We start from the raw sequence: 23,692 nt of genomic DNA, 5'->3' as shown, positions 1-23,692 counted from the left end.
TCTTTTTGCGCTAAGCGCCTGTAGCGGCGGCGCGCTTATCGATGGTGTGTTTATCGATGGTGTGTTTATCGATGGCGTGATAAAACATGGCGACCATCTGCTTGGCAGGGCGCTGCCACGAAAAGCCAGAAACACCGCTCACTGCCTGTTTGCCTTGCTGTTGTAATACCGCCAGCGAAGGCAAGTTTGCCACCATATCTATAAACGCTTGCTGCGCGCCTAATGTGGCAAGTTCTCCGTTATCTTTTGTCACCAACATGCCAGCTGCGGCATCATCAAACGCATAAACAGGTAAGCCACTGGCCATCGCCTCAACCACCACATTGCCAAAGGTTTCGACTTGACTGGCAAACACAAAAGCATTTGCACTGGCATAGTGGTGTGATAACGCCTGCCCTATTTGAGTACCTGCAAAAATAATATCCTCACCACCTTTTTTTGCCAGTGTCTCTAGCCTTGTGCGATCAGGCCCATCTCCGACGACCACTAGCTTTACCGCGCGTTTTGGCTGTGCGCGCTGTAGTGCGTAAAAACTTTGGATGACCAAATCGATGCCTTTTTCTGGAGACAACCGACTGACCACCATCAATACCGTATGCTGACGCTGTGCGCCCCACTGCTCTCTTAGCGTGGCGCTTTGGTGTGCGGGATTGAACTGTACCAAATCGACACCGCGGCCCACTTCATACAACCGATGAAAGCCGGTATCAGCTAAGTCGTTTAGGGTTTGTTTACTTGGCACACAAGTCGCCTGCGATGCATTATGAAACCAGCGTAGATAAGCCATCAGTGGTGTTGATAGCAAGCCTAAGCCAAAGTGTTTACTAAAATTATGAAACTGCGTGTGGTAGCCTGTTGTGACGGGGATGTTTAGGTGTTTGGCCGCCAGTAAAGCGGCAAAGCCAAGCGGTCCTTCTGTGGCCACATGAACGATATCAGGCGTCAGCGCTCGGCACGCTTTTTTAATCTGAAAATAACAGGGCAGCCCAAACTGTAGGCTTGAATACTGAGGAATAGACATACCGCCAACCTGAAGCTCATTTGTCACCAATGCGGGTACCCTAGCAAAGTTGTCTGCTTTTGACAGCTGAGCTGGCAGCGGGTTTGGTGCGTGCGGCGTGGTCATAGATTGATAGGTGAGCTGTTTTGGTTTGGGTCGAACCAAGCTGATTTTATGACCCATCTGCACCATTTGCATCATAAGGCGCTGCAAGCTCATGGCCACACCGTTGACATCAGGCCACCACGTTTCCGTTACCAATAAAACGTGCAGCGTATCAGATCGGCTATGGTTTGATGCCTGCCATGACGTTGGCTCATCGATGATTGAAGGCTTATCAAATTCGGTTAAATCACGGTCGATGAAAGCACGATCGGTTAAATCTACACCGCCATCCGCTGCTGCAGAGGGTGCGTTAACATACGCTTTTGTCGCCATATCATCAAACATCATCATGAGTATTGACTCGTAATTACAAATTTTTGTAGGGTTTATACCACTACCCTACGTGAGTCATTTGACAATTTGATGACAGACAAATATCAATGACGCCATACATCAGCGCGGCGCTTTGAGAGAAATGAGCTTTGAGAGAAATGAGCGTCGCCCTAATGTAAGCGGCAGCTGGATGATGATTACCAGCATACCGCTTGCCTCGATAGGCAAGTCAAGGTAGCATACCACTCTAGCACCCTGATCGATAAGACCTTCTATGACAACCTCAACGCCACTCCTTCTCATCACCGCTGACCCAAGCCATCCGCTTGCTCATTTGGCATTACGCTATGCGCGTGCCTATCTGCAAAACGCCTCTATAGATACAAATAGCGAAGCAGATAATAACTCTGCTATCAAAAAACCCGTATTAAATATTTTCTTCTATGCAGAGGCGGCACATACTGCCAATCGTTTACGCTGGCAGTCTGCTGATCAAACCAACTTGACACAGGAATGGCAGAATCTCGCTGCGCAATATCAGCTATCGCTACCCGTTTGCGTCAGTACCGCGCTTAGTCGCGGTATTAGTGATACGGACAATAGCGCGCGCCATCAGCTCAATGGCGACAATTTGGCCGCAGGGTTCCATTTGGTGGGATTGAGCGAGCTTGCTATGATGATGCAAGGCGACTGTCGCTTATTACAATTCTAATAAAAAATATGGCTTAAATAAAAGCTAGCACTTAGAACAAACAGCCAACTCAATATTCATAGACAGCGACAAACAAGATTAGGAATACCTCATGAAACTACTCATTCGGCTGCATACGCCTACTGAAATGGCAAGCTATGAAGGCTGTGCGCTGGCTTTGACTTTAGCGACCTTTGGACATGAGGTACAGCTATATTTGGATGCGCCGGTATTTGGGTTTTTAATGCAGCCAAACTCGCGTTTGCAAGGCATGATTCAAGCGCTTGAGCTTTATGATATGCCGCCAGCTTGGCTGCCTGATGATGTGTTTAGTGGCTGGATAGCAGGTATGCTGCCGACAGACTTAGCAACGCAGTTGGTCTTGATTCCAGAAGACGTAAATTTACAAGTATTTGAGCAAATTCTCACTTTTTAATCTTAAAGCTATAAATAGCAAAGCTGATGTAAAATTTTATTGTTTCAAACCTATAGCAAGCAATCGGACACGAGTATGGCAACTTTATATCAATTACATAGCAGCATGGATACACTCAGACGCAGTACAGAACAGATGGCATTGTCGTGGCAGGCGGGCGATAACCTCCTTTTATTGGGTACGACCGTCGCGTATATAGATTGGCTCAATGCCTATTTGGGTGATATCGAGAATATGGAGATAGAAACCATTGCCGGTATTTACGCGCTTGCCGATGATGTAGCACAGCTGCACAAAAACACCGCAGTGAAGCTGAATCTAGCGACAAAGCTCACTGGTATTTTAAGTGATACTGAATGGGTAACGATGACCCAAGACAGCCGCTTTGATAAAGTGGTTACGATAGCTTTATGAGTATTACTGAAGCTCATGCGTCTTCACTGAGCGCAATCAATGTGGCATTAGACCAAGATGGGCATCTATGCGATCACACCCTCTGGACGCCCCTTATTGCACAGCAGCTTGCCAATACGTTGGCGGTAGATATAGATACTGAGCGCTTGGCTGTATTGCAACAAGTACGAGCGTTTTTTGTAAAATTTAATCACGCACCAGCCACGCGCCCGTTGATTAAATGGCTGCAACAAACCTTGCCTGATTATGATATCAGTAATCAAAAATTACAGCAGCTATTTAATACCGGTTTGGTCGCTCGCCATGTCAATCGTCTTGCTGGATTACCCAAACCGCCTAACTGCTTATAAATGCCCATAAAAAAGGCAAATAAATTATTTTATTTATATGCCTTTTTTAATTTTTCATAATAAAATAAAAACTACTCTTTAGAGTCGTAGACAGTGAGCGTCTCATAGCCGATACTGCGACCTTCGTCACCACCAAAGCCTTGCTGTCGCCATACTTCATACAGACATATTGCCACGCTATTAGAGAGATTCAAACTGCGCGAATCTGCCAGCATCGGCAGTCGCAGCCAGTTATCAGCGCCAATATCTTCACGAATATCATCTGCCAATCCTGCTGTTTCTGAGCCAAAAACCATGGCGATGTTTTTGTCGGCAAACTCACTGTCTGACTCTGTAGTCTCTTGCCCGCCAAAATCATAGTCATAAAACGGCTTACTTAACTTAGTCGTCAATGCCGTGATAGTATGACAACTAGCATCTTGCAGTGCTTGCTTTGCCATTGACCAATCATCGTGTACTTGCAAATGGGCATATTCATGATAATCCAACCCTGCACGGCGCAATTTTTTATCATCTAGCTCAAACCCTAACGGTTTGACCAAATGCAGCTGCGCCCCACTATTGGCACATAGACGAATGATATTACCCGTATTACTGGGCATTTTTGGCGCTACCAGCACGATATGAATGGTCATACTCTCTCCGTAATTAGTGCTAAGTTTATGTTTGAGCTTATATATCAAAGGTAATCAAAAGTTACAGTTTACTGCCAATAATTACATTTTGATACTGGGCACTGATTTCAACTTTGATTATGATGACTGTAACGGACAAGGGAATAATATAAAAAAATTGTCATTGTCTGTTATCATCTTGCAGTGAAAATTAGGTTCAACATTGGGTTTCACTGTTACTATACTACTTATATCGATCTGTCTTTTATCGATCTGTGTTTTTTGAGGAACATACTATGAAAAAATTGGTTATCGCATCTTTGGCTGCTATGTTTGTACTAACTGGTTGCAACACTTTTAAAGGTCTAGGTCAAGACGTATCTGGCGCTGGCGAAGCTGTAAGTGGTACTGCACAAGAAGTTCAAAACAAAATCTAAGCTTTAAAAGTTTAGGTTATTTAAAGGGCTTATCATCTATGTGATAAGCCCTTTTTTTAATCGGTTTAATTTTGTATTCTAGACCCTTAATCAATCTATCATGCTATAAAAAGGCTCTTAATATTTGATTAAGATACCTTTTACCAAGCTCTGTTGGTTGTAGCTGTTCAGGACTATCCATCAGTAGACCTTGCTCGATTAATTTAGTGACTTGTATCTCAATGCTGTCATAACTTAGCCCAGTACGCGTCTCAAATAACGACCATGCTACGCCACCGTGCAGACGTAAGGCATTAAGCATAAACTCACTAACCAACTCCTCCTCATCAATGGCTTGCCAGCCAACCATTTTTGGCGCTTGTGTTGACACCCCATCTTGATGACGAGCTTGTTGATACTCCATATAGTCTTTTGGCATACGAGATTTACTAAAGCGATAGATACCTGCTTGATGGTTCTCTTCATTACTACTGAATACATCAGTAGTCACATCATTGCTAACTTTTTTATCAATAACCCGTTCGCCAACCGTTACTTTGCCGTGAGCACCCGCCCCGATTGCCAAATAGTCACCAAACTGCCAGTAGTTGACGTTATGTCGACAAGGCTTATCCGCTGCCCCAGACCATGCGGATACCTCATAATTGTGATAGCCTAAATCCTGTAATAATGTCTGACCTGCTTGTTCGATGTCTGCCAAACGATCCTCATCGGGTAAAATTGGCTGACTGCGATAAAAGACGGTATTTGGTTCAATGGTCAGCTGATACCACGAGATATGTGTCGCACCAGCATCGTGTGCCATTTGAATATCGTCTAACGCCTCGCTCATGGTTTGCTCTGGCAACCCGTGCATCAAATCCACGTTTACGCGCTCAAAGCCAGCAGTGCGAGCAGCTTTAATCGCAGATAGGGCTTGTTTAGGATTGTGAATACGTCCAAGCGTGGTTAATTGTTCAGCACTAAAGCTCTGTACACCAATCGACAGACGATTGATGCCTACTGCTAAATACTCAGCAAACGGCGCATGCTCAAGGGTACCTGGATTGGCCTCCATAGTGATTTCAATGCCACTAGCAAATTGATAAAAATGACGTAAGCCATCAAACAAGCGCTGGTACTGTGCAATGGGCAACAACGACGGCGTGCCACCTCCGATAAATATAGAGCCAATCTTACGCCCTTGGGTCAATATCTGCTGCATCGCCGCATCTTGCAACAGCGCATCTACGTACTCAGCATACATAGACATCTGACTGTCTACTGGTAGCTCATGTGAATTGAAATCACAATAAGGACATTTTTTGACACACCACGGGATATGGATATATAGCGCCAATGGAATATCTGTCACCTCTATCGCATTAGAATGAGCATTATCAAGAGAGTCTGGTTGCTGAGACAGGTGATTAGGTTTGATATTTGACATAAGCGGACTTATCTATAAATAGGTAACTGCCATCAATAGCAGAAAATACCGCTAGGATAACGGCTAAATGCGGTAAAAAAAAGCCTAACTTCAAGAAAAATCTATCAATAACAAAACCGATGACAAAGGCTCATGTTAAATATTCTTAGTTATAGGCAAAGTAACTGACACTGACAATCACCATTATTATATAAAATTCCTATAAATAACCAACTATTATAAAAAGGATAAAGACAATGGCATATTGGCTCATAAAGTCCAATCCAAGCTGTTTTAGTATCAATGATTTAGAATGTGCAGGAACAGAGATGTGGGATGGCGTACGTAACTACCGCGCCCGCAACTTTATGCGCGATGATATGCAAGCAGGTGATAAGGCATTTTTTTACCACTCTAGTGCTAAGCCCTCTGGTATTGCCGGTATCGTGACCATTACTAAAGCTGGCTATCCTGATACCACCCAATTTCATCCTGAACATCGGCATTACGACCCAAAAGCCACGGCAGAAAATCCACGTTGGTATATGGTGGATGTGACCTTTAATCAAGCTTTTGGTGATATCTTACCACTGTCAGAGCTTAAATTCCTGCCCGCGCTTGAAGACTCTTTATTACTCAGAAAAGGCTGTGAGCAATTAACCATCATTCCGCTTGAGCCCAAACACTGGTATGCAATCATGGATATGACAGAGGCACTTAATCTAATATCAGGTGAGCACGGGTCTATTGAATAAATATATTGGTTTATCAGTAGCAAAATTGATATTCAATTCTACCATTAAAGGCTTAGTACACCTATAAATGTGGTCTTTATCAAATCTTTCTAAAACATTGACATCATAGCTTAGCTTCTTTACCATTCTATTAACTTATGACCTGTCATTTCATCCCTTGAATTGACGGGTTATTTTTATTTTAGTGTCATCGATTTTACTTTTATACTCTGCCTGCCTATTCTTATTAAGATCGGTCTTGCTCATATTATTTATCGGAGTATTATCGTCACACACCTCCTATTTTACTGTCTCGCTATGGATTTATTGATGGCAGTATTTGCTCATCAATAATATTTGCTTATCAATAATAATTATCGCAAAGAAGAAAAGTTGCTCATTATGTTTTTCCCATTGTCTTTTGTAGATTTCAAAAGCTACAGCTTACGCTTAGGTATACTCGCCCTTCCCATTTTAATCACCCAATTTTGTCAAGCAGCGCTTGGTGTTGTCGATGCCATTATGGCAGGTCAAGTTTCGGCGCTTGATTTGGCTGCCGTCGCTGTCGGTTCTGGTATTTGGCTACCGTTGTTTTTATTAGCGACAGGTATTTTGATTGCGACCACGCCTCTGATTGGTGAAGCCATCGGTCAAAACCAACTTGATAAAGTACCGCATATCACCCAGCAGTCGTTATGGACAGCTGGCGTCATTGGCATCCTTGGTTTTATCATTGTCAATCTGGCACCCAATGTACTTGCTTTGATGGGTGTGCCTGAAAATATCCAACCGATAGCGACGCAGTATTTGCATGGTGTGTCATTTGGTTTTCCTGCGATTGCCGTTTATGCGGTGCTACGTAGTTACTGTGAAGCGCTTGGTCGACCTGAGCCGGTGACCGTTATTAGCATCATAGGGCTGCTTGCAGATATCCCACTTAACTATATTTTTATCCACGGCTTGTTTGGTATGCCTGAGATGGGCGGCGCAGGTTGCGGTGTGGCAACTGCCATCGTTTTGTGGATTAATGTCTTATTATTAGCAGTTTATACCAGCCTTACTAAACGTCATCAATTTGCCAGTACACGCTTTTTTTATGCCTTTGCCAGCCCAAATCGGGCACAGATAAAAAAACTGCTAAAGCTTGGTATTCCTATCGGCGTTTCTATCTTTTTTGAAGCCAGTTTATTTAGTTTAGGTGCACTGGTCATCAGTCCACTCGGTGAGCTGGCAACCGCATCGCACCAAGTCGCCCTATCAGTGACCTCACAGCTGTTTATGATTCCTATCTCAGTCGCGATGGCGCTGACTATTATGGTGTCCAATCGCTTTGGTGAAAAAAACCTGATGGCACTACGTCAAGTGCAAGCAACTGGTCTTATATGGACGGTACTTATTGCAATGGCTTGTATGATTGGGGTTTGGCTATTTAGACCACAACTGGCAGCGGCATTCACTGACAATCCTGTGGTACGAGCTCAAGCCATGCATTTGCTCATCTTTGCGCTTGCTTATCAGTTGTTTGATGGCTGGCAAGTCAATGTCGCAGGGATATTACGCGGTATGCAAGACACCACGATACCCATGTGGGTAACCCTATTTTGCTATTGGATAGTGGCGCTGCCGCTTGGTATTTATCTGGTGCGCTTTACTGACCTTGGCGCACAAGGTTTTTGGATGGCTTTGATAACCGGGCTGTTTTTATCGTCCATCTTACTGACTATACGCCTGCGCTATCAACAAAAGCGATTGCTAGCAAGGTGGGGTTAAGAGCCTCAGGTTTATCTAAAGCGTGTTGCCAATAATCATCACTGGCGCTCACAGGTCACATAGACTATGATAAATCCTTGAGCATTTCTTACTCAAACGAGTGCTTACGTCATAATATGTAAAAAAACTCAGTTAACAACTGTACATCGATTGCTCATTGCCGTGAATATAGGTATCATTAGCAATTATCTGTACAATATTTAGTTACACTATTTTCTCGAATTTGTTACAAGGCAAAAATACAATTATGGATATTGAAAAAATACGCACCCTTATTGCGCTCATGGAAGAAAGCGAACTGGTTAATTTAGAAATCAGCTCAGACGACGAGCATATCAGTTTGACTCGTCACTATGATGCCCCTGTTCCAACCATGATGGCAGCCCCTGCTGCTGGCGCTGCACCTGTTGCTGCCGAAGCACAGCCTGCGATGCAAACGGGTATTGTTGAGACGTCTCCTATGGTTGGCGTTTATTACTCAGCCCCTAGCCCTAACGATCCACCATTTGTGAAGGTTGGACAAAAAGTACAGGCTGGTGATACGCTTGGCATTATCGAAGCGATGAAAATCATGAACCCTCTTGAAGCGACGCAAAGCGGTGTCATTGACGAGATATTGGTCACTAATTCTGAAGTGGTACAGTTTGGTCAGCCTATCGTACGCTACAAAGCGTAACCAGATTTGCCAACCTTTACTTCGTTATGATGGAGAGCATGCTATCTATTAGATGATATTATTTTATGCTAATACTTAGGCTATTTAAAGTAGCTCTAGCTTAATTTATTAATATTAGCGCTTAAAGATATCAAAGTTGGATGATTATTAGGCTTGATAATAAAGTTTGATATTGCCAAATGTAGCAACTTCATCAAAAAACGCCCTTCAACAAGGATGACCCCATGATAAAAAAACTGCTCATCGCCAATAGAGGTGAGATTGCCCTACGTGTTGTTCGCGCTTGCAAAGCCCTTGGTATTGAAACCGTCGGTGTTTACTCTACAGCTGATGCCAATTTGATGCACTTACGCTTTGTTGATGAAGCCATCTGTATCGGCAAGCCCAATGCCAATCAAAGCTATCTTAATATCAATACTATTTTGACCGCTGCTGAAATCACTGGCGCTGATGCCATCCACCCCGGTTATGGTTTTTTGGCTGAAAATGCTGAATTTGCTGAACGTATTGAAGAAGCTGGATTAACCTTTGTAGGTCCTACTGCAGATCATATTCGTCTGATGGGCAATAAGGTTTCTGCCATCAATGCCATGAAAAAAGCGGGTGTACCGACAGTACCTGGCTCAGTGGGGGCGGTGACGCTACACAATGCTGAAGAGCAAGCGCGCAATATTGGCTTTCCCTTGTTGATTAAAGCGGCATCGGGTGGCGGTGGTCGTGGTATGCGTGTGGTTGAGCGCTTTGAAGAAATTATCGGTCAAGTACAAGCGGCTAAGCAAGAAGCTGAGCTATGGTTTGGTGATGACACGGTTTATATGGAACGTTATCTCCAGAACCCGCGACATGTAGAAATACAGGTGCTCGGCGACGGTAATGGCAATGCCATTCATCTATATGACAGAGATTGCTCGTTACAGCGCCGTCATCAAAAAGTTCTAGAAGAAGCCCCTGCCCCTGATATTCCTGACGATGTCCGTCAGCCTATCTTAGATGCGTGCGTGAATGCATGTAAGCTGGTCAAATACCGCGGCGCCGGTACTTTTGAGTTTTTATTTGAAAATAATGAATATTTCTTTATTGAGATGAACACTCGTGTGCAAGTTGAGCATACTATTACTGAGATGATTACAGGCATTGATGTGGTCGTTGAGCAATTAAAAATCGCAGCAGGTTATGGTTTATCTTATCGCCAAAGCGAGATTGAAATTCAAGGTCATGCGATCGAATGTCGTATCAATGCTGAAGATCCAGTGACGTTTATGCCGTCACCTGGTACGGTCACTCAGCTGTATTCACCTAGTGGAGCGGGTGTTCGCTTTGACTCACACCTTTATCCTGGCTATGAGATTCCAAGCTACTATGATTCCTTGATTGGTAAGCTTATCTGTCATGGTCAAACGCGTCAGCAAGCGATCTCTAAAACGCTACATGCACTTGATGAATTGGTTATCGAAGGTATCAAAACCAATATCCCGATGCATCGTGACGTGATTTTATCAGATGATAATTTTGTCCATGAAGCACAAAATATTCATTATCTCGAAAGAGAGCTGTTAACGGCTAATAAAGAAAAATCGAGCTTGTAAACTGACTAAATATTGGTATCAAATATCTTTATCATCAAGAGTCTGCCTCATTAAAAAACCGCTATCTGCACATTATAACTAGTGCAGATAGCGGTTTTTTAATGAGGATTGTAATGAAAGCTAAAGCAAAGTCACCGAAAACCATTGCTATGGCAGAATTCTATTAAAATTCATAAAGCACTCTGTCCCATCAGGATCAGCACACCACTGCATTTGATTGCCATCATGATTTAAAAACGCAATCAACGCCTCATTGCTCTGATCTATCTGGCTGCCTGAGCAATCCACCTCATTGTTATCGTAAACGGTTTTGATAGCAATGATAGGTAAACCCTCTTCACGGTGCGTGATCAAATAGCGTCCATAAGTCCACTCTTTACCACTGACCGACCACATCTCATTATCAGCAGCAAAATTGTAAAGCTCACGACACTGAGCGGATTTTTTTGATGATGCAGTGAGTTTTTTACTGGTATCTGGTTGAATATTAATGAGGCGTTTTTCGTTTTGTGTGAGTAGCCCTGCACCGGCGTCGATCTTGGGTTCGTTGCTTTTAAGCTGACTCTTATCTTTTAACGCCGCTTGACGAGCTTCAGCTTCTTTGGTCATCCTGATACTACTATTTAAATCAATCTCCCACTGTCCAGCAATCGCAGGACTAATGTGTGTGGTAATGGTCGGCTTACTAACTGCTTCGCCATTTGCTGGCAATGATGCCAAAATAGCTGCTAATGAAAATGAAGCAAATGAGAGAGGTTCCATAGTTGACCTTGTTATTTATACTATTATAATAATAAATGCTATGTACATTAGCGTAAGTCTTAGTCACTAAAAACACAAGTAACATTATGCTATCAGGATTTAATCCCTCTGTAATAAACACTTCAATAAAATTCCCATCTTGATGTTAAACATGAAAAAAATAACGCCATGGCTCTAACTTGCTTATCGCAATGAGTCATGACGTTATCTTTATAGAACAGTAATCTTATATAGTCAAAATATCCTAAAAACGCTACGGTACTGTGGGTACAAATTTTTTGCAGCCTCTGTCTGCGTAGGCACAGCAAGCAAGAAAAATTGATACCAGCAGTACCTAATGTGTCGATATTACTTTTCATTGACTATATGTCTACATATTCAAATGCTTAAGCATTTGAATATGTATAGTGCTTGGATATTAAGCCGCGGCGGTATTCACCGCTTGAGCAAAGGCTGATAATGCGCCCTTTAGCATGGCTGATACGGTGCTGCTACAAGTGCCGATACCTGAATATACTTCACCATCTACATTTAACTGGATGTAAGCCGCCGCATTGGCATTGGTTTTATTATCAGTATTAGTGCCGTCGTCGATACCGTTGCCATCACTATTAACATCGCTATGCTGCGGATTGATTGCATGCTCAGCGTAGTTAATGACATGGATTGATTTGCCTGTATGCTGCGCCAATCCATCGATAAACGAAGACAATGGACCGTTACCAGTACCATCAATATTAATGGTATCGCCATTCATCTGCACTTGACCATTAAAGTAGACTTTGCCGCCTTTATTATTGACCGTATAGTCTAACAGCTCAAAACTGCCTTGCTGTAGATAAGTGTCTTCAAAGGTCTGCAAAATCTCATCATTTTGCAATTCACGAGCAGCCGTTTCAGCTTGTTTTTGTACCACACCACTAAAGTCAATCTGCATCCAACGCGGCAAGTTAAAGCCATAATTGCGCTGTAAGATATAAGCCACACCACCTTTGCCAGATTGACTATTGATACGTACCACATCTTGATAACTGCGACCGATATGCGCCGGATCAATCGGTAAATAAGCCACATCCCAAACGTTTTCTGTTTCCTCGATATGTTTTTCATTATAATCGAGGCATTTTTTGATCGCGTCTTGGTGCGAGCCGCTAAAGGCTGTAAATACTAGCTCACCAATATAAGGATGGCGTGGGTGAACTGGCAAGTTGTTACATTCGCTGACCACCTGCACAATCTCACTCATATTACTAAAATCAAGCTCTGGATCGATTCCTTGGCTAAATAAGTTCATCGCCATGACCATGATATCCATATTACCGGTACGCTCACCATTACCAAGTAAGGTGCCTTCAATACGATCAGCGCCCGCAAGTACACCAAGCTCAGCGGCAGCTACCGCGCAGCCACGGTCATTATGCGTATGCAAACTAATAGTCACATGCTCACGCTTGGCAAGGTTGCGACAAAAATACTCGACTTGATCAGCGAATACATTAGGCGTTGATGCCTCAACCGTCGCTGGTAAGTTCAAGATAACCTCTTGACCGTTTTCTGGCTGCCAAACATCACAAACGGCATCACAGACTTCAACCGCATATTCAGTCTCAGTTTGGCTAAAGCTCTCTGGTGAATACTGGAATACCCACTCTGTCTCAGGGTATTTTGCGGCATATTCCACCAATAATTTAGCACCAGTAATGGCAATCTCTTTAATCTCATCTTTATCTTTGCCGTATACTTTTTCGCGCTGAATGCGGCACGTTGAGTTATAAACGTGAACAATGGCACGCTTTGCGCCTTTTAAGGATTCAAAAGTACGAGCAATCAAATGCTCACGAGCCTGCACCAACACTTGCAAAGTCACGTCATCTGGCACATGATTTTCCTCGATCAATTTACGGGCAAAATCAAACTCTACTTGCGCCGCTGAGGGAAAACCTATTTCAATTTCTTTAAAACCCACCTCTACCAAGGTTTCAAAAAAACGCATTTTTTGCTCGATAGTCATCGGATCAATCAATGCCTGATTGCCATCACGCAGATCCACACTGGCCCATATCGGTGATTTCTCAAGCGTTTTGCTCGGCCATGTGCGATCTGGCAACAGCGGCGCAAATGCAAAAGGACGATATTTACGAAAATCGAAAGCGGCTTTTTTGGGTAGGCTCTTTGCAGCAGATGCTACAGGGCGTGTTGCTTGGTCAGACATAATCAATCCTTAGATGGCATTAGGTTGGTATTTTTAGTGAGGCAATCAATGCCAAAATCTTGCTTTATCATACGAGATAATATGAACGTATGCCATTATAATAACAAAGTTCATAAGGTGAATATCGGCTTTATGACAAGTATATTTGCATTATATTAGTGAAATACCACAAAATAACCGTTATAATTGATTTAATCCACTAATAAAAATACTTATTATGCAAAATACCCATTCTAATCATCCAATAGCTACAGATATTGATGACACTGATAAATGCTTATTGCGCTTATTGCAGACCGATGCACGTATGAGCATTACTGAGCTGGCTGAGCGCGTGAATCTCTCGGCAACCCCTTGCGCGCGCCGTATTAAGCGCTTAGAAGATAGCGGTATTATCACAGGCTACCATACCCAAACCGATGCCCAAAAACTTGGCTATCCCTTGGCAGTCTTTATTGCCATCAGTATGGACCGTCACACAGCTGACCGTTTTGAGCAGTTTGAGCGTAAAGTTAAAAGTTTTGATGAAGTCATCAGCTGCAGTATCGTCACTGGGCGCACAGAAGATTACCTGATTAAAGTACGCGTACGCGACATGGCCCACTATGAGGAGTTTTTATTACATCGCTTAAATCGTATCGAAGGCGTGGCACAAGTCCATACCAGCTTTGAGCTACGAGAAGTATTTAGCCGCAGTATGGTGTAATTATGTTGAGGTAATCCGCTTAAATGATTGTTTGTTGCAGCCGGTTCGTTTGACGCCAAAAAAAGAATACCAAAATCAGTCCAATCAGTAGTCCTATAGCCGCCACCAACAACCCGGCATTGAAATTATCATTCTCTCCTGCCAACGCCACCGTTACCAATGGTCCGATGAACTGTCCTATTGCATACGCTAATGTCGCAAGTCCTATCAACAAATTCGAATAAATGGGATTGATGTTTTTAATAATCGTCAAGGTCATAGAGACCATGCCAACAAAGGTCAATCCTAAAATCATGGCATTACCATATAAGCCAATAGCGCCATCAATCCCTATCGGCAAATACATGCCAAACGCTTGCAATAACGTCAAGCCCATTAAGGTTTTGACCTCACCAATACGCTTGGCAAGGGCACCCCAAATAGGATTTGAGAGCATGGCAAAAATGCCCACAACCAACCAAATAGACAGTCCAGCAGAATTTTGAGTGGTCAAGCGCTGAGCTGCCATGACTGGCAAAAAAGTCGCGGACGTGATATAGCCAAATCCTGCCAGCATATAACTGGTCAACAATAAAGCAACGGGCTTGCTATGACCTGCTAGCGCCTCATATAAAGAGCGCTTAAAATTAATGTAGGTTTGGTGAAGCGAAGATGTCTGATTATTATCAGGCTTTGAGACAATAGAATCTATCGGACGTATGGCATACAGCAGCCATAAAACGGGCAAACTTATCATTCCAGCGACCAGCCAAATCACATCGAAATGATAGCCAATGGTCAGTAACCACCACGTTAATATAGCAGAGGCACTGATACCGACGCCGATACCCGCATAATGTACCGCCGATAGCACCGAGCGGCGCTCAACACTAAAGCTTTGAATCACCAGAGATGAGCTTAAAATCATCGCTACACCGCTTGCGATACCTGATAGCAGCCGAATGACATACCATAGATTTAATGACATATTTGGCACGACCAACAGCATGGTAGTGATGACACTGACTATTGTCCATAATATTAGCATGTGCCAAGTCAAGCGCGGCGGCACAAACATCGCAATGAGCGCGCCAATAAAATAGCCGATATAGTTGATTGAAGCCAGCCAGCCAGCAATGGTCGTGGATAGCGATAATTGAATCATAATATCAGGTAGAGTTGCTGTAAATAAGAAGCGCCCAAACCCCATCACCACTGCCATACAATACATACCAATCAACGCAATCAACGTTTCATTGGTAATAACAATAGCAGCACGGCTTTTGAGAGCAGTCATCATGACAGAGCCATTTTGTGGCAATAAGCACACAACCCTTTGTGTTAAAACAGTCAACAGCAATTATAAACGATTGATTAAAAAAGCATTAAATACGGTTTTTTATCCTACGAGAAATTCAGCGTTGAACGATTTTCTTGATTGTTTTTCTCTGCTTTTCCTATCATCTGCACACGCTGATCACTAAACATATCCATATCAGGCGCAAGCGTACGCATAAAACGGTCAAAATAGAGCATCTGCTTGGTCAGCAAGGCAAAATCACGAGGGAAGTGAATACCATGGCGCTTGCCGACATCAACAATCTCAAGCATCATCGTATTCAGCTCATCCGCCTGCTCTTTACTATTAAAAGGGATACCGCTGGTAAAGGCTTTATCTTCTGCCATGATGGTTTTCATCATACGCTGTAAATCATTACCCAATGCCACCACATCGACCTGATTACCGCCATGAGTCATTTCCATATCTATCATATAGCGCGCCATCGCTTGATAATCATTGTCCTGCATCGCTTGCATCATACCCATACAGGCACGCCAGCTCTCAGCCTTTAGCTTACCGACGATACCGAAGTCTAAAAATCCGATACGTCCATCGGTCAATAGCATTAAATTACCCGCATGCAAGTCCGCATGGAAGCTATTACACAGCATAAGGCTTGCAAACCACGTATTCAGCGTATCTGCCATCACTTGCGCAGGATCAGTACAGTATTGACGCATCAAAGACTCATCTACCATAGAGACACCATACAAGCGGCTCATGGTCAACACACGCTTGGTAGTGTGTGCTTCATAAACCTTTGGTGCTACTACGCGTGTATTGCCTGATACTGCCAAAAACTGCTGAAAGTCGCGAATATTTTGTGCTTCAGCGATAAAGTCTGTCTCTGCAAGCATACGCAGGCGAATCTCATCGATAATTGGCGCAATGCTGGCGAATCGCATCGAAGGCATCAACAGCTCAACCAGCTTTGTCACGCCATGCAATACACCCAAATCCGTCTGCATGATGGTTTCGACACCAGGCTTCTGCACTTTTAAGACAACCTCATCGCCATTATGCAAACGCGCCGCATGGACTTGGGCAATAGAGGCTGACGCTAGTGGCTCTGAATCAATATACGCAAACGTCTCTTCAAGCGTAAGCCCATTAACGGCTAGCTCTTCTTTTAATACCTGCTCAATATAAGCATAAGACAATGGCGTGGTTTGATCCAAGCAGCTTTGGAATGCTTGCACGTACTCACGGGGAAATAATGACGGTGTGCTGGCAATAAACTGCCCTATTTTGATATAAGTCGCGCCCAATTGCTCAAAGGTTTCTTTTAGCAGCATGGCATCAGGTTTTTCGCCTTTTGCCACTCTAAGCGCTGATAAACCCGCGACACTTGCTGTTTGACGAACACGGTTAACGACATTAAAAGTATGTTTTAATAAATGCGGACGATGAATTTTCATAGAAAGACAACTGTGGTCATAAAAGGAATGTTTGAGAAGCCGTGATTATAACGGATAAAAGGACATTAATTGAAATTAGGAAAGGCTGTTACAGACAGGACATTCTGCCTCTTTTCGGTAGCCCATCAAGCGTTGCTGCATGCGACTACCATCCCATATCAGCAGTTTACTTGTCAGTGGATTTTTGGTTAATCCTAGATATTGCAAAGCAGCATTGGCTTGTAGATTGCCCATGATGGCTGTGGTGCTGGCAAGTACCCCTGAATTGGCACACGTACGTTCATCTGCTGCGTCATCAAGTACCACAGAACCAAACACGCAATGATAGCAGCCGGTATTTAGATGGGGCTCAAACAGTGCCAGCTGCCCTTGCATGGCAATCGCTGAAGCAGACAGTAGCGGTATCTGATAGCGTACGCTGATACGATTGATGATATCACGGGTCGCAAAATTATCGGTGCAGTCTAAGAGTAGGTCAGGCTTATCTGTTGCCATATCAAGTAACTCATAAGCATTGTCTTCACTCAATCTTGCAACCGTACCGCGAGCGGTAATTAAAGGATTGATCCTCTCTAACATTTGCGCGGCGGTCAGAGCCTTGGGCTTACCGATATCTTCAGGTAAAAACAGCGTTTGCCGTTGTAAATTACTGGCTTCAATGTCGTCGTCATCAATTAAGTGAATGCGCCCAAGTCCTGCTCTTACCAAGGTTTCAGAAGCCGGACAGCCTAGCCCACCTGCCCCTATCATGACGATACGTGAAGCCTTTAGTCGTAGCTGCGCATCAATATCCCAGCCATCAAGCAATATTTGCCGCGCATAACGCAGCAGCTCATCATCTAACAACATTTCTGTTTCTACATCACTCATATAGATTACCAGTACTCAATATTGCAGCTTATTTTTAGTAAACTCTCCAAGCGTTACCCTATCGTTATTACCAAAATCTTTAATCGTTCGTATATTATTGAAATGATTGTCCGAAAATAACTGGCGCACGGCAAGTCCTTGGTCATAACCATGCTCAATCGCCAGTAGCCCGCCTACTTTTAGGTACTGCGGTGCATGATGGACAATATGTTCAATATCAGCTAAGCCATAATTAGGGGCACTCAAAGCACTGATAGGCTCAGCCACCAAATGTACCAAATGCTCATCCGATTCATCAATATAAGGCGGATTTGAGACAATCACATCAAATAACGGCTCATCACTAGCAGGCAATTCGTCATACCAGCTACTATGCACAAACTCAACATCTACAGCATGACTGACGGCATTATGCTGCGCAACTTTTAGTGCTTCTAGCGAAAAATCAACTGCAACCACTTGCCAGCTTACTTGTTTTAACTTATTAGCCAGCTTTAACTCGTGAGCAAGACTAATGGCAATGCAACCAGAACCCGTGCCCAAATCTAACAAGCGCATTGGCTTTAACATTGGCTTTAACATTGGCGTTGTACTAAGTGGGTGATTTTTTATCCACTCTAGTACGGTTTCAACCAAAACTTCAGTATCGGGTCTGGGTATGAGCGTATGCTCATTAACGGTAAAATCTAGCGACCAAAACGCCTGTGTACCCGTCAAATAAGCGAGTGGTATACCCTGCTGCATTTTAGTGACACCAGCATTAAATCGCTCAGCCTCAACATCACTTAGCTGATAGCTATCATCCGTTATTAAAAATAGCGCTGGTTTATCGATAACATATAGTAGCCAATCCGTTATCCAAAATGGCGGAACAGATAGTTCTTCCGCCATTTGCATCGCTTGCTGCTTTATTTGCCAAACTGTCACATCTACTGCTTTTGGCGTTGGCATAAATGACTCTTAATAATTATATCTGCTTTAATTTTATAACTTGCAACCTAATCTGACGCGCGCGGTGGCTCATTGGTATTGGCTAAATTAGGATTGGCTTTGGTTAGCTCAACACCTTTATTACTGTCGTTATTATTGCCGTCATCACCATCACCATAGATATCGTCGTTATCACCAATGACGATATATTTATCAACATAATAAATCAGCGCAAGAATGGGAATACCAATTAAAAAGGTAAACATAAAGAAGAACGGATAACTGGTGCTATCAACGATGGTACCTGAATAACCACCGACCACTTTTGGTAATAATGTCATCAATGATGAAAATATCGAATACTGGACGGCAGTAAAGCGAATGGAGGTTAACGCAGATAAAAAGGCAATAAATACGGCACTGGCAAGACCAGCTGCAAGGTTATCAAGGATTACTGCCAAATACATATACGGCAAGCTACCTGGATGGTACGTCAACAGAATAAATAACAAGTTGGTCAAGCAGGCAAGGACTGCCCCAACCATCATTGCGCGCATGATACGCATTTTTTGAGCTAATAAACCACCTAAAAAACCACCGGCAATCGCCATGACAACGCCAACCAATTTAACAGCGTTGGCAATATCAACTTTAGTAAATGCCATGTCTTGATAAAAAACGTTGGAGATAACCCCTGCCACAATATCGGAGATACGATAAAGACCAATCAGTGCCAATAACAACAACGCCTTTTTACCGTAACGGCGGAAAAAGTCAGCAATAGGCTCAATCCATGTAGTCTTAGCAAACTCTTGCTCTACAAGGTTGGCTTTTACTAGACCGTAACCGATAATCAAAGCCGCTGCCAAGCTCGATAGCATACGCACTACTTCGATCAAGAAACCTGCGAACACACTTTCTGTCTCAGGTAAGACCAAGCCGGCATTAGCAAATACCACTACAAAACCTATGACTGATATGGCAAATACTAGCACCAGACGAGTATAGTCTGACGTTTTACGTTCAACGACCACTTGTTGTCTAATCGGCTCATGAATCACCAAGGTGGTAATAACCCCAATGCCCATCACTGCTGCCATAATCCAGTAAGTATTGCGCCACGCCTCATAGCTATAAAAGCTCTCGGTAGAACCAAAATAATCAGCTAAGTATAACGCCCCAGCACCAGCGACGATCATCCCGATACGGTAACCGGTCACATACATAGCAGACAAGACCGCCTGTAGGCTTGGTGGTGCCAGCTCAATACGATAGGCATCAATAACAATGTCTTGTGTCGCTGATGAAAAGCCAAGTAGTACTGCACCTACTGCCATCAGGACTAGACTGCCTTCATTCGCTGGATTGACACTCGCCATAATACAAATAGCTGCAATAATCATTATCTGCGAGACCAATATCCAGCTGCGCCTGCGACCTAAGAGCTTGGTTAATATCGGCAATGGCACCGCATCAATTAGCGGCGCCCAAATAAACTTAAAGGCATAACCAAGCGCCGCCCAGCTAAACATCGTTACTACGCTGCGATCAATCCCTGCTTCACGCAGCCATAATGATAAGCTAGAGAAAATTAGTAAGATAGGAATGCCAGCGACAAAGCCCAAGAACAGCATGATAAGCGAACGCCGATCAAGATAAGCCTGCAAAGATTCACCAAATGACTTCTTGGCAATAGGAGAATTGGGCGGAATAGGTTGGACAGCAGACATAACGACTCACCAAAAATTTAGACAAAAAATACGACAGTGCGCCATCTTTTATCCAAAAATCTTATCTACTGGCAGTATGACATTGAGACTATCAGGATAAAAAGGGACAAAAAATCGCCTAGCTCTGTACAAAGAAAATGACATTTGCTGCAAAATTGAATAATGGTACTTGAGAACGCTTAAATTGACTAGATGTTTTTGCATTAACTACTTGTTTTCCGGTAGGTACTGTATCCCATATTCCAACTTGGTAATCTCATGTGTCTTAACCTTTCTCAACTATAAACCATATTCTACTTTTTTTGCTTTATGCCTATTATATTTCTATTTGACGTATTATCTAAACGATTTATCTATATTCCATATATTTATAAACCGATACCTATTTATTATATACAAGAATAATAGCTTTGATTTACACTACAGCCTTGTTATGTTTTTTGAGCGTTTTAACTTTTATAAAGACGACTGACTCTTTATATGATGGGATTAACTTATGGCAATCGACGTAGTGGTCAATCAGCGGCATCTGCAAATTCAGCTTAAGCAGTTGGAGACAGTGTGGCATACAGTCATCAATGGCTATAATTTAAGTCAGGCGGCAACGGTACTGCACACCAGCCAATCAAGTCTATCAAAGCATATCGCGGCACTTGAGAATCAGCTTAAAACTGAAGTGTTTGTGCGCCAAGGCAAACGATTAACAGGGCTTACGACGATGGGCACCGCGCTCATGCCGCATATTGAGTCTATCTTTGCCGAAATTCGTACGATTGAAAACCTCAGCCTCGACTTTAACAATCCAAATGTGGGTACCTTGACGATTGCCACGACTCATACTCAGGCACGTTATGTCTTACCAGAAGTCGTGAAAGCCTTTAAAGAGCGTTTTCCCAAGGTCAATCTGATTTTGCAACAGGCAGATCCTGAAACCATCGCACAGATGGTGATACGTGGGCAGGCCGATATTGGCATTGCAACCGAGTCCTTACTACACAATAACTATCTGCGCTGCTACCGCTATTACGACTGGACGCATCGCGTCATCGTACCAAGTGATCACGAGCTTGCAGGATTAGAGTCTATCGACTTACCGACCCTTGCCAGTTATCCAATAGTGACTTACCATGGCGGCTTTACGGGGCGCGGCGCCATTGACAAAACCTTTAGCGACGCAGGTCTTGAGCCAGATATCGTACTGGCTGCCCTTGACGCCGATGTCATTAGTACTTATGTTGGCTTGGGTTTAGGTATTGGTATTATCGCAGAGATGGCATTCGAGCCAAGTCATTATCAAAATCTGACCGCCATTCCTGTTGACCATTTTGGACGTTTTACCAGTTGGATGGCAGTACGTGATGATGCAGAAATTCGTCAATACGGTCGGGCATTTATGGAGCTGTGTCAAAAGCAGTTTAGTCAATAACGACTTTTGTCTAATTAGCACATATAGTCAAATTTTTAATTACTGAGTCAATTTTATAAATCAAATATCAAAAGCACTCACAATTAAAAATACTCATTATTTAAAATACTAATAAAAGCATCGTTATCCATAGATAATGATGCTTTTTTCTTTTGGGCTATTCTGTCTTAGGCTGCGTAGGCACAGCAAGCAAGCAAAATTAACCCCTATCGTGATTGATAACATTTGTATTTCTTTTATTTAGGACTGACTATATTCTCTATACTTCATATGATTAAGATTTGTTATCAACATGAGTACTGACCTTTATATCTCGTTTAACCGCCCCATTATATAGAATGTAAAGCATTTAGGACTTGTATTATGATACTTATATCACTAGTTTAATAATGATTGGGCAAGCCAATGCTTTCATAAATTCATAATAAATAATACTGCCATTAATCGTATGGCATCTACAAACAGGTGATTTATGAGTAACCTTATTCCCTTATCTTTCTTAGATTTAGCCCCCGTCCCTGAGGGTAAGAGCATCGCTGAAGGTGTCGCCCAAACCGTTGAGACAGCGCAGCAAGCTGAAAAATCTGGCTTAAACCGTTACTGGATGGCAGAGCATCACAATATGCCCGGTATCGCTAGTGCAGCAACGTCGGTGCTACTGTCGCATATTGGTGCTCAGACCAAGCGTATACGCATTGGCGCAGGTGGCGTGATGTTGCCCAATCATGCGCCAATCGTTATTGCTGAGCAATTCGGTACCTTACAAGCATTATATGGCGACCGCGTAGATTTGGGATTGGGTCGAGCGCCCGGTACAGATGGTGCGACTTTTCAGGCATTACGTCGCCAAATGCAAGATGCCGATCGCTTTCCGCAAGATGTCCAAGAACTGATGTACTTTTTGGGCAATGGTACAGATGATAGCCCAGTACAGGCATTTCCGGGTGCAAAATCTAATGTCCCTATTTGGATATTAGGTTCTTCCCTTTTTGGTGCGACCTTAGCGGCGCATTTGGGATTACCGTATGTGTTTGCCTCGCACTTTGCCCCGCAAATGCTTGGACAAGCCATCACAGCTTATCGCGAACAATTTAGACCATCAGCTTATTTAGAGAAGCCTTATGTCATGCTAGCGGCAAATTTATTGCTTGCGGACGATGACGCGACGGCGCAGTATCACTTTACTTCAGCACAGCAGAGCTTTGTGCGCTTGCGCCGTGGTGAAACCGGTCAGATGCCAAAACCTACTCATGATATGGATAGTATCTGGAGTCCTGCTGAGAAAATGATGGTAGATAGTGCTTTGTCGGTGTCGTTTATCGGCTCTGTTGAAACGGTCAAGCCAAAGCTTACGGCGTTTCTTGCTACCTATCAGCCAGATGAGCTGATTGTCACTGCTAACGTCTATGATCAGGCAGCACGTTTGCGTTCGCTTGAACTTACAGCTCAGCTAAATTTGTTTACTTTACAATAAATCGTTACGCTCGCATAATTATAGATAAACTTTAATGAGATTACGGTCATGGAACCCTCTGCTGCTATTGGTTCATCAATATTTTTATATATCTTGGCTTTTATTGCAGTTATGATTGTTGCCGGCTATTTTACTTATAGTGTCAGTCCTCGCGGAAAAAAACGCCGTGAAGAGAAGCGTGATAATCGTCGTTAGTCAATATATTATCGTCCATTTAGTTTTTCATATAACCTTAAAAGCCTCCTATTCTTCAAGGATAGGAGGCTTTTTTAGTGCTGACTTTTGATAA

General features: G+C 43.2%; 23 protein-coding genes. 13 read left to right on the top strand and 10 right to left on the bottom strand.

The window, feature by feature from the left end; genetic code table 11:
* Positions 1 to 10 precede the first annotated feature (10 nt).
* Complete coding sequence (locus tag JMW90_RS07145; RefSeq protein ID WP_201562652.1) at positions 11 to 1,456, bottom strand: glycosyltransferase family 4 protein; 1,446 nt, start codon at positions 1,454 to 1,456, stop codon at positions 11 to 13.
* Between the two features lie 256 nt (positions 1,457 to 1,712).
* Between JMW90_RS07145 and tusD the strand changes: the two genes are divergently transcribed.
* The 4 genes from tusD to JMW90_RS07125 all read left to right on the top strand — a co-directional run bounded on the left by tusD (position 1,713) and on the right by JMW90_RS07125 (position 3,329).
* Positions 1,713 to 2,150, top strand: coding sequence for a sulfurtransferase complex subunit TusD (gene tusD, locus JMW90_RS07140; RefSeq protein ID WP_201562650.1), 438 nt, complete (start codon positions 1,713 to 1,715; stop codon positions 2,148 to 2,150).
* Between the two features lie 91 nt (positions 2,151 to 2,241).
* On the top strand, positions 2,242 to 2,565 hold the full coding sequence (locus JMW90_RS07135) for a hypothetical protein (RefSeq protein ID WP_201562648.1): 324 nt from the start codon (positions 2,242 to 2,244) through the stop codon (positions 2,563 to 2,565).
* A gap of 75 nt (positions 2,566 to 2,640) precedes the next feature.
* Positions 2,641 to 2,979 carry a hypothetical protein gene (locus tag JMW90_RS07130; RefSeq protein WP_201562645.1) on the top strand — a complete coding sequence of 113 codons (339 nt, stop codon included), beginning with the start codon at positions 2,641 to 2,643 and terminating at the stop codon, positions 2,977 to 2,979.
* Positions 2,976 to 3,329 carry a TusE/DsrC/DsvC family sulfur relay protein gene (locus JMW90_RS07125; protein ID WP_201562643.1) on the top strand — a complete coding sequence of 118 codons (354 nt, stop codon included), beginning with the start codon at positions 2,976 to 2,978 and terminating at the stop codon, positions 3,327 to 3,329. The genes JMW90_RS07130 and JMW90_RS07125 overlap by 4 nt, the downstream gene beginning before the upstream one ends.
* Before the next feature lie 71 nt (positions 3,330 to 3,400).
* On the opposite strand, the gene JMW90_RS07120 is transcribed toward JMW90_RS07125, so the two are convergent.
* Positions 3,401 to 3,964, bottom strand: coding sequence for a tRNA (cytidine(34)-2'-O)-methyltransferase (locus JMW90_RS07120; protein ID WP_201562641.1), 564 nt, complete (start codon positions 3,962 to 3,964; stop codon positions 3,401 to 3,403).
* Positions 3,965 to 4,239: 275 nt separating this feature from the next.
* On the opposite strand from JMW90_RS07120, the gene JMW90_RS07115 reads away from it, so the two are divergent.
* Positions 4,240 to 4,380, top strand: a complete 141-nt coding sequence (locus JMW90_RS07115) for an entericidin A/B family lipoprotein (protein WP_201562639.1) — start codon at positions 4,240 to 4,242, stop codon at positions 4,378 to 4,380.
* Between the two features lie 103 nt (positions 4,381 to 4,483).
* On the opposite strand, the gene hemW is transcribed toward JMW90_RS07115, so the two are convergent.
* Positions 4,484 to 5,809, bottom strand: a complete 1,326-nt coding sequence (hemW, locus tag JMW90_RS07110; protein ID WP_201562637.1) for a radical SAM family heme chaperone HemW — start codon at positions 5,807 to 5,809, stop codon at positions 4,484 to 4,486.
* 236 nt (positions 5,810 to 6,045) lie between these two features.
* On the opposite strand from hemW, the gene JMW90_RS07105 reads away from it, so the two are divergent.
* From JMW90_RS07105 to accC, 4 genes are all read left to right on the top strand, one after another.
* Positions 6,046 to 6,543, top strand: coding sequence for an EVE domain-containing protein (locus tag JMW90_RS07105; RefSeq protein ID WP_201562635.1), 498 nt, complete (start codon positions 6,046 to 6,048; stop codon positions 6,541 to 6,543).
* 381 nt (positions 6,544 to 6,924) lie between these two features.
* Entirely contained in the window at positions 6,925 to 8,292 is a 1,368-nt protein-coding gene (locus tag JMW90_RS07100; RefSeq protein ID WP_201562633.1) for an MATE family efflux transporter, read from the top strand.
* A gap of 247 nt (positions 8,293 to 8,539) precedes the next feature.
* Complete coding sequence (gene accB / locus JMW90_RS07095; protein ID WP_201562631.1) at positions 8,540 to 8,968, top strand: acetyl-CoA carboxylase biotin carboxyl carrier protein; 429 nt, start codon at positions 8,540 to 8,542, stop codon at positions 8,966 to 8,968.
* 224 nt (positions 8,969 to 9,192) lie between these two features.
* Positions 9,193 to 10,554, top strand: a complete 1,362-nt coding sequence (gene accC, locus JMW90_RS07090; protein WP_201562629.1) for an acetyl-CoA carboxylase biotin carboxylase subunit — start codon at positions 9,193 to 9,195, stop codon at positions 10,552 to 10,554.
* 147 nt (positions 10,555 to 10,701) lie between these two features.
* On the opposite strand, the gene JMW90_RS07085 is transcribed toward accC, so the two are convergent.
* Positions 10,702 to 11,316: a hypothetical protein gene (locus JMW90_RS07085; protein ID WP_201562627.1), complete on the bottom strand. Its 615-nt coding sequence runs from the start codon at positions 11,314 to 11,316 to the stop codon at positions 10,702 to 10,704.
* Positions 11,317 to 11,734: 418 nt separating this feature from the next.
* On the bottom strand, positions 11,735 to 13,528 hold the full coding sequence (gene leuA / locus JMW90_RS07080) for a 2-isopropylmalate synthase (protein WP_201562625.1): 1,794 nt from the start codon (positions 13,526 to 13,528) through the stop codon (positions 11,735 to 11,737).
* A gap of 217 nt (positions 13,529 to 13,745) precedes the next feature.
* Here leuA and JMW90_RS07075 point away from each other — a divergent pair, with 217 nt between their 5' ends.
* A complete protein-coding gene (locus JMW90_RS07075; protein WP_201562623.1) occupies positions 13,746 to 14,234 on the top strand; it encodes an Lrp/AsnC family transcriptional regulator in 489 nt (162 codons plus the stop codon).
* 19 nt (positions 14,235 to 14,253) lie between these two features.
* On the opposite strand, the gene JMW90_RS07070 is transcribed toward JMW90_RS07075, so the two are convergent.
* From JMW90_RS07070 to JMW90_RS07050, 5 genes are all read right to left on the bottom strand, one after another.
* Complete coding sequence (locus tag JMW90_RS07070; RefSeq protein ID WP_201562621.1) at positions 14,254 to 15,513, bottom strand: YbfB/YjiJ family MFS transporter; 1,260 nt, start codon at positions 15,511 to 15,513, stop codon at positions 14,254 to 14,256.
* A 104-nt stretch (positions 15,514 to 15,617) separates the two neighbouring features.
* A complete protein-coding gene (locus JMW90_RS07065) occupies positions 15,618 to 16,973 on the bottom strand; it encodes an ABC1 kinase family protein (protein WP_201562620.1) in 1,356 nt (451 codons plus the stop codon).
* 75 nt (positions 16,974 to 17,048) lie between these two features.
* Positions 17,049 to 17,843: a HesA/MoeB/ThiF family protein gene (locus JMW90_RS07060; protein ID WP_201562617.1), complete on the bottom strand. Its 795-nt coding sequence runs from the start codon at positions 17,841 to 17,843 to the stop codon at positions 17,049 to 17,051.
* A 15-nt stretch (positions 17,844 to 17,858) separates the two neighbouring features.
* Positions 17,859 to 18,794 (bottom strand): peptide chain release factor N(5)-glutamine methyltransferase, encoded by a 936-nt coding sequence (gene prmC / locus JMW90_RS07055; RefSeq protein WP_201562615.1) that lies wholly within the window; start codon positions 18,792 to 18,794, stop codon positions 17,859 to 17,861.
* Between the two features lie 47 nt (positions 18,795 to 18,841).
* Complete coding sequence (locus JMW90_RS07050) at positions 18,842 to 20,503, bottom strand: AmpG family muropeptide MFS transporter (RefSeq protein ID WP_201562613.1); 1,662 nt, start codon at positions 20,501 to 20,503, stop codon at positions 18,842 to 18,844.
* A 496-nt stretch (positions 20,504 to 20,999) separates the two neighbouring features.
* On the opposite strand from JMW90_RS07050, the gene JMW90_RS07045 reads away from it, so the two are divergent.
* The 3 genes from JMW90_RS07045 (at position 21,000) to JMW90_RS07035 (ending at position 23,598) form a co-directional block, all read left to right on the top strand.
* A complete protein-coding gene (locus JMW90_RS07045) occupies positions 21,000 to 21,929 on the top strand; it encodes a LysR substrate-binding domain-containing protein (RefSeq protein ID WP_201562611.1) in 930 nt (309 codons plus the stop codon).
* A 472-nt stretch (positions 21,930 to 22,401) separates the two neighbouring features.
* Complete coding sequence (locus tag JMW90_RS07040; protein WP_201562609.1) at positions 22,402 to 23,403, top strand: LLM class flavin-dependent oxidoreductase; 1,002 nt, start codon at positions 22,402 to 22,404, stop codon at positions 23,401 to 23,403.
* 48 nt (positions 23,404 to 23,451) lie between these two features.
* Entirely contained in the window at positions 23,452 to 23,598 is a 147-nt protein-coding gene (locus JMW90_RS07035) for a hypothetical protein (protein ID WP_201562607.1), read from the top strand.
* Positions 23,599 to 23,692 lie beyond the last annotated feature (94 nt).

Origin of the sequence: Psychrobacter glacincola, assembly GCF_904846215.1 — a bacterium.
Classification (GTDB): Bacteria; Pseudomonadota; Gammaproteobacteria; order Pseudomonadales; family Moraxellaceae; genus Psychrobacter; species Psychrobacter glacincola.
The sequence above is the reverse complement of the archived record's forward strand: the minus strand, read 5'-3'. Positions and strand labels throughout refer to the sequence as shown.

Coding starts and splice junctions, on each gene's coding strand:
- JMW90_RS07035 (WP_201562607.1), top strand. CDS start 23,452: ATGGAACCCTCTGCTGCTATTGGTTCATCAATATTTTTATATATCTTG.
- JMW90_RS07120 (WP_201562641.1), bottom strand. CDS start 3,964: ATGACCATTCATATCGTGCTGGTAGCGCCAAAAATGCCCAGTAATACG.
- JMW90_RS07070 (WP_201562621.1), bottom strand. CDS start 15,513: ATGATGACTGCTCTCAAAAGCCGTGCTGCTATTGTTATTACCAATGAA.
- JMW90_RS07085 (WP_201562627.1), bottom strand. CDS start 11,316: ATGGAACCTCTCTCATTTGCTTCATTTTCATTAGCAGCTATTTTGGCA.
- leuA (WP_201562625.1), bottom strand. CDS start 13,528: ATGTCTGACCAAGCAACACGCCCTGTAGCATCTGCTGCAAAGAGCCTA.
- JMW90_RS07100 (WP_201562633.1), top strand. CDS start 6,925: ATGTTTTTCCCATTGTCTTTTGTAGATTTCAAAAGCTACAGCTTACGC.
- prmC (WP_201562615.1), bottom strand. CDS start 18,794: ATGCCAACGCCAAAAGCAGTAGATGTGACAGTTTGGCAAATAAAGCAG.
- JMW90_RS07105 (WP_201562635.1), top strand. CDS start 6,046: ATGGCATATTGGCTCATAAAGTCCAATCCAAGCTGTTTTAGTATCAAT.
- JMW90_RS07040 (WP_201562609.1), top strand. CDS start 22,402: ATGAGTAACCTTATTCCCTTATCTTTCTTAGATTTAGCCCCCGTCCCT.
- JMW90_RS07130 (WP_201562645.1), top strand. CDS start 2,641: ATGGCAACTTTATATCAATTACATAGCAGCATGGATACACTCAGACGC.
- hemW (WP_201562637.1), bottom strand. CDS start 5,809: ATGTCAAATATCAAACCTAATCACCTGTCTCAGCAACCAGACTCTCTT.
- accC (WP_201562629.1), top strand. CDS start 9,193: ATGATAAAAAAACTGCTCATCGCCAATAGAGGTGAGATTGCCCTACGT.
- tusD (WP_201562650.1), top strand. CDS start 1,713: ATGACAACCTCAACGCCACTCCTTCTCATCACCGCTGACCCAAGCCAT.
- JMW90_RS07050 (WP_201562613.1), bottom strand. CDS start 20,503: ATGTCTGCTGTCCAACCTATTCCGCCCAATTCTCCTATTGCCAAGAAG.
- JMW90_RS07075 (WP_201562623.1), top strand. CDS start 13,746: ATGCAAAATACCCATTCTAATCATCCAATAGCTACAGATATTGATGAC.
- JMW90_RS07125 (WP_201562643.1), top strand. CDS start 2,976: ATGAGTATTACTGAAGCTCATGCGTCTTCACTGAGCGCAATCAATGTG.
- JMW90_RS07135 (WP_201562648.1), top strand. CDS start 2,242: ATGAAACTACTCATTCGGCTGCATACGCCTACTGAAATGGCAAGCTAT.
- JMW90_RS07145 (WP_201562652.1), bottom strand. CDS start 1,456: ATGATGATGTTTGATGATATGGCGACAAAAGCGTATGTTAACGCACCC.
- accB (WP_201562631.1), top strand. CDS start 8,540: ATGGATATTGAAAAAATACGCACCCTTATTGCGCTCATGGAAGAAAGC.
- JMW90_RS07060 (WP_201562617.1), bottom strand. CDS start 17,843: ATGAGTGATGTAGAAACAGAAATGTTGTTAGATGATGAGCTGCTGCGT.
- JMW90_RS07065 (WP_201562620.1), bottom strand. CDS start 16,973: ATGAAAATTCATCGTCCGCATTTATTAAAACATACTTTTAATGTCGTT.
- JMW90_RS07115 (WP_201562639.1), top strand. CDS start 4,240: ATGAAAAAATTGGTTATCGCATCTTTGGCTGCTATGTTTGTACTAACT.
- JMW90_RS07045 (WP_201562611.1), top strand. CDS start 21,000: ATGGCAATCGACGTAGTGGTCAATCAGCGGCATCTGCAAATTCAGCTT.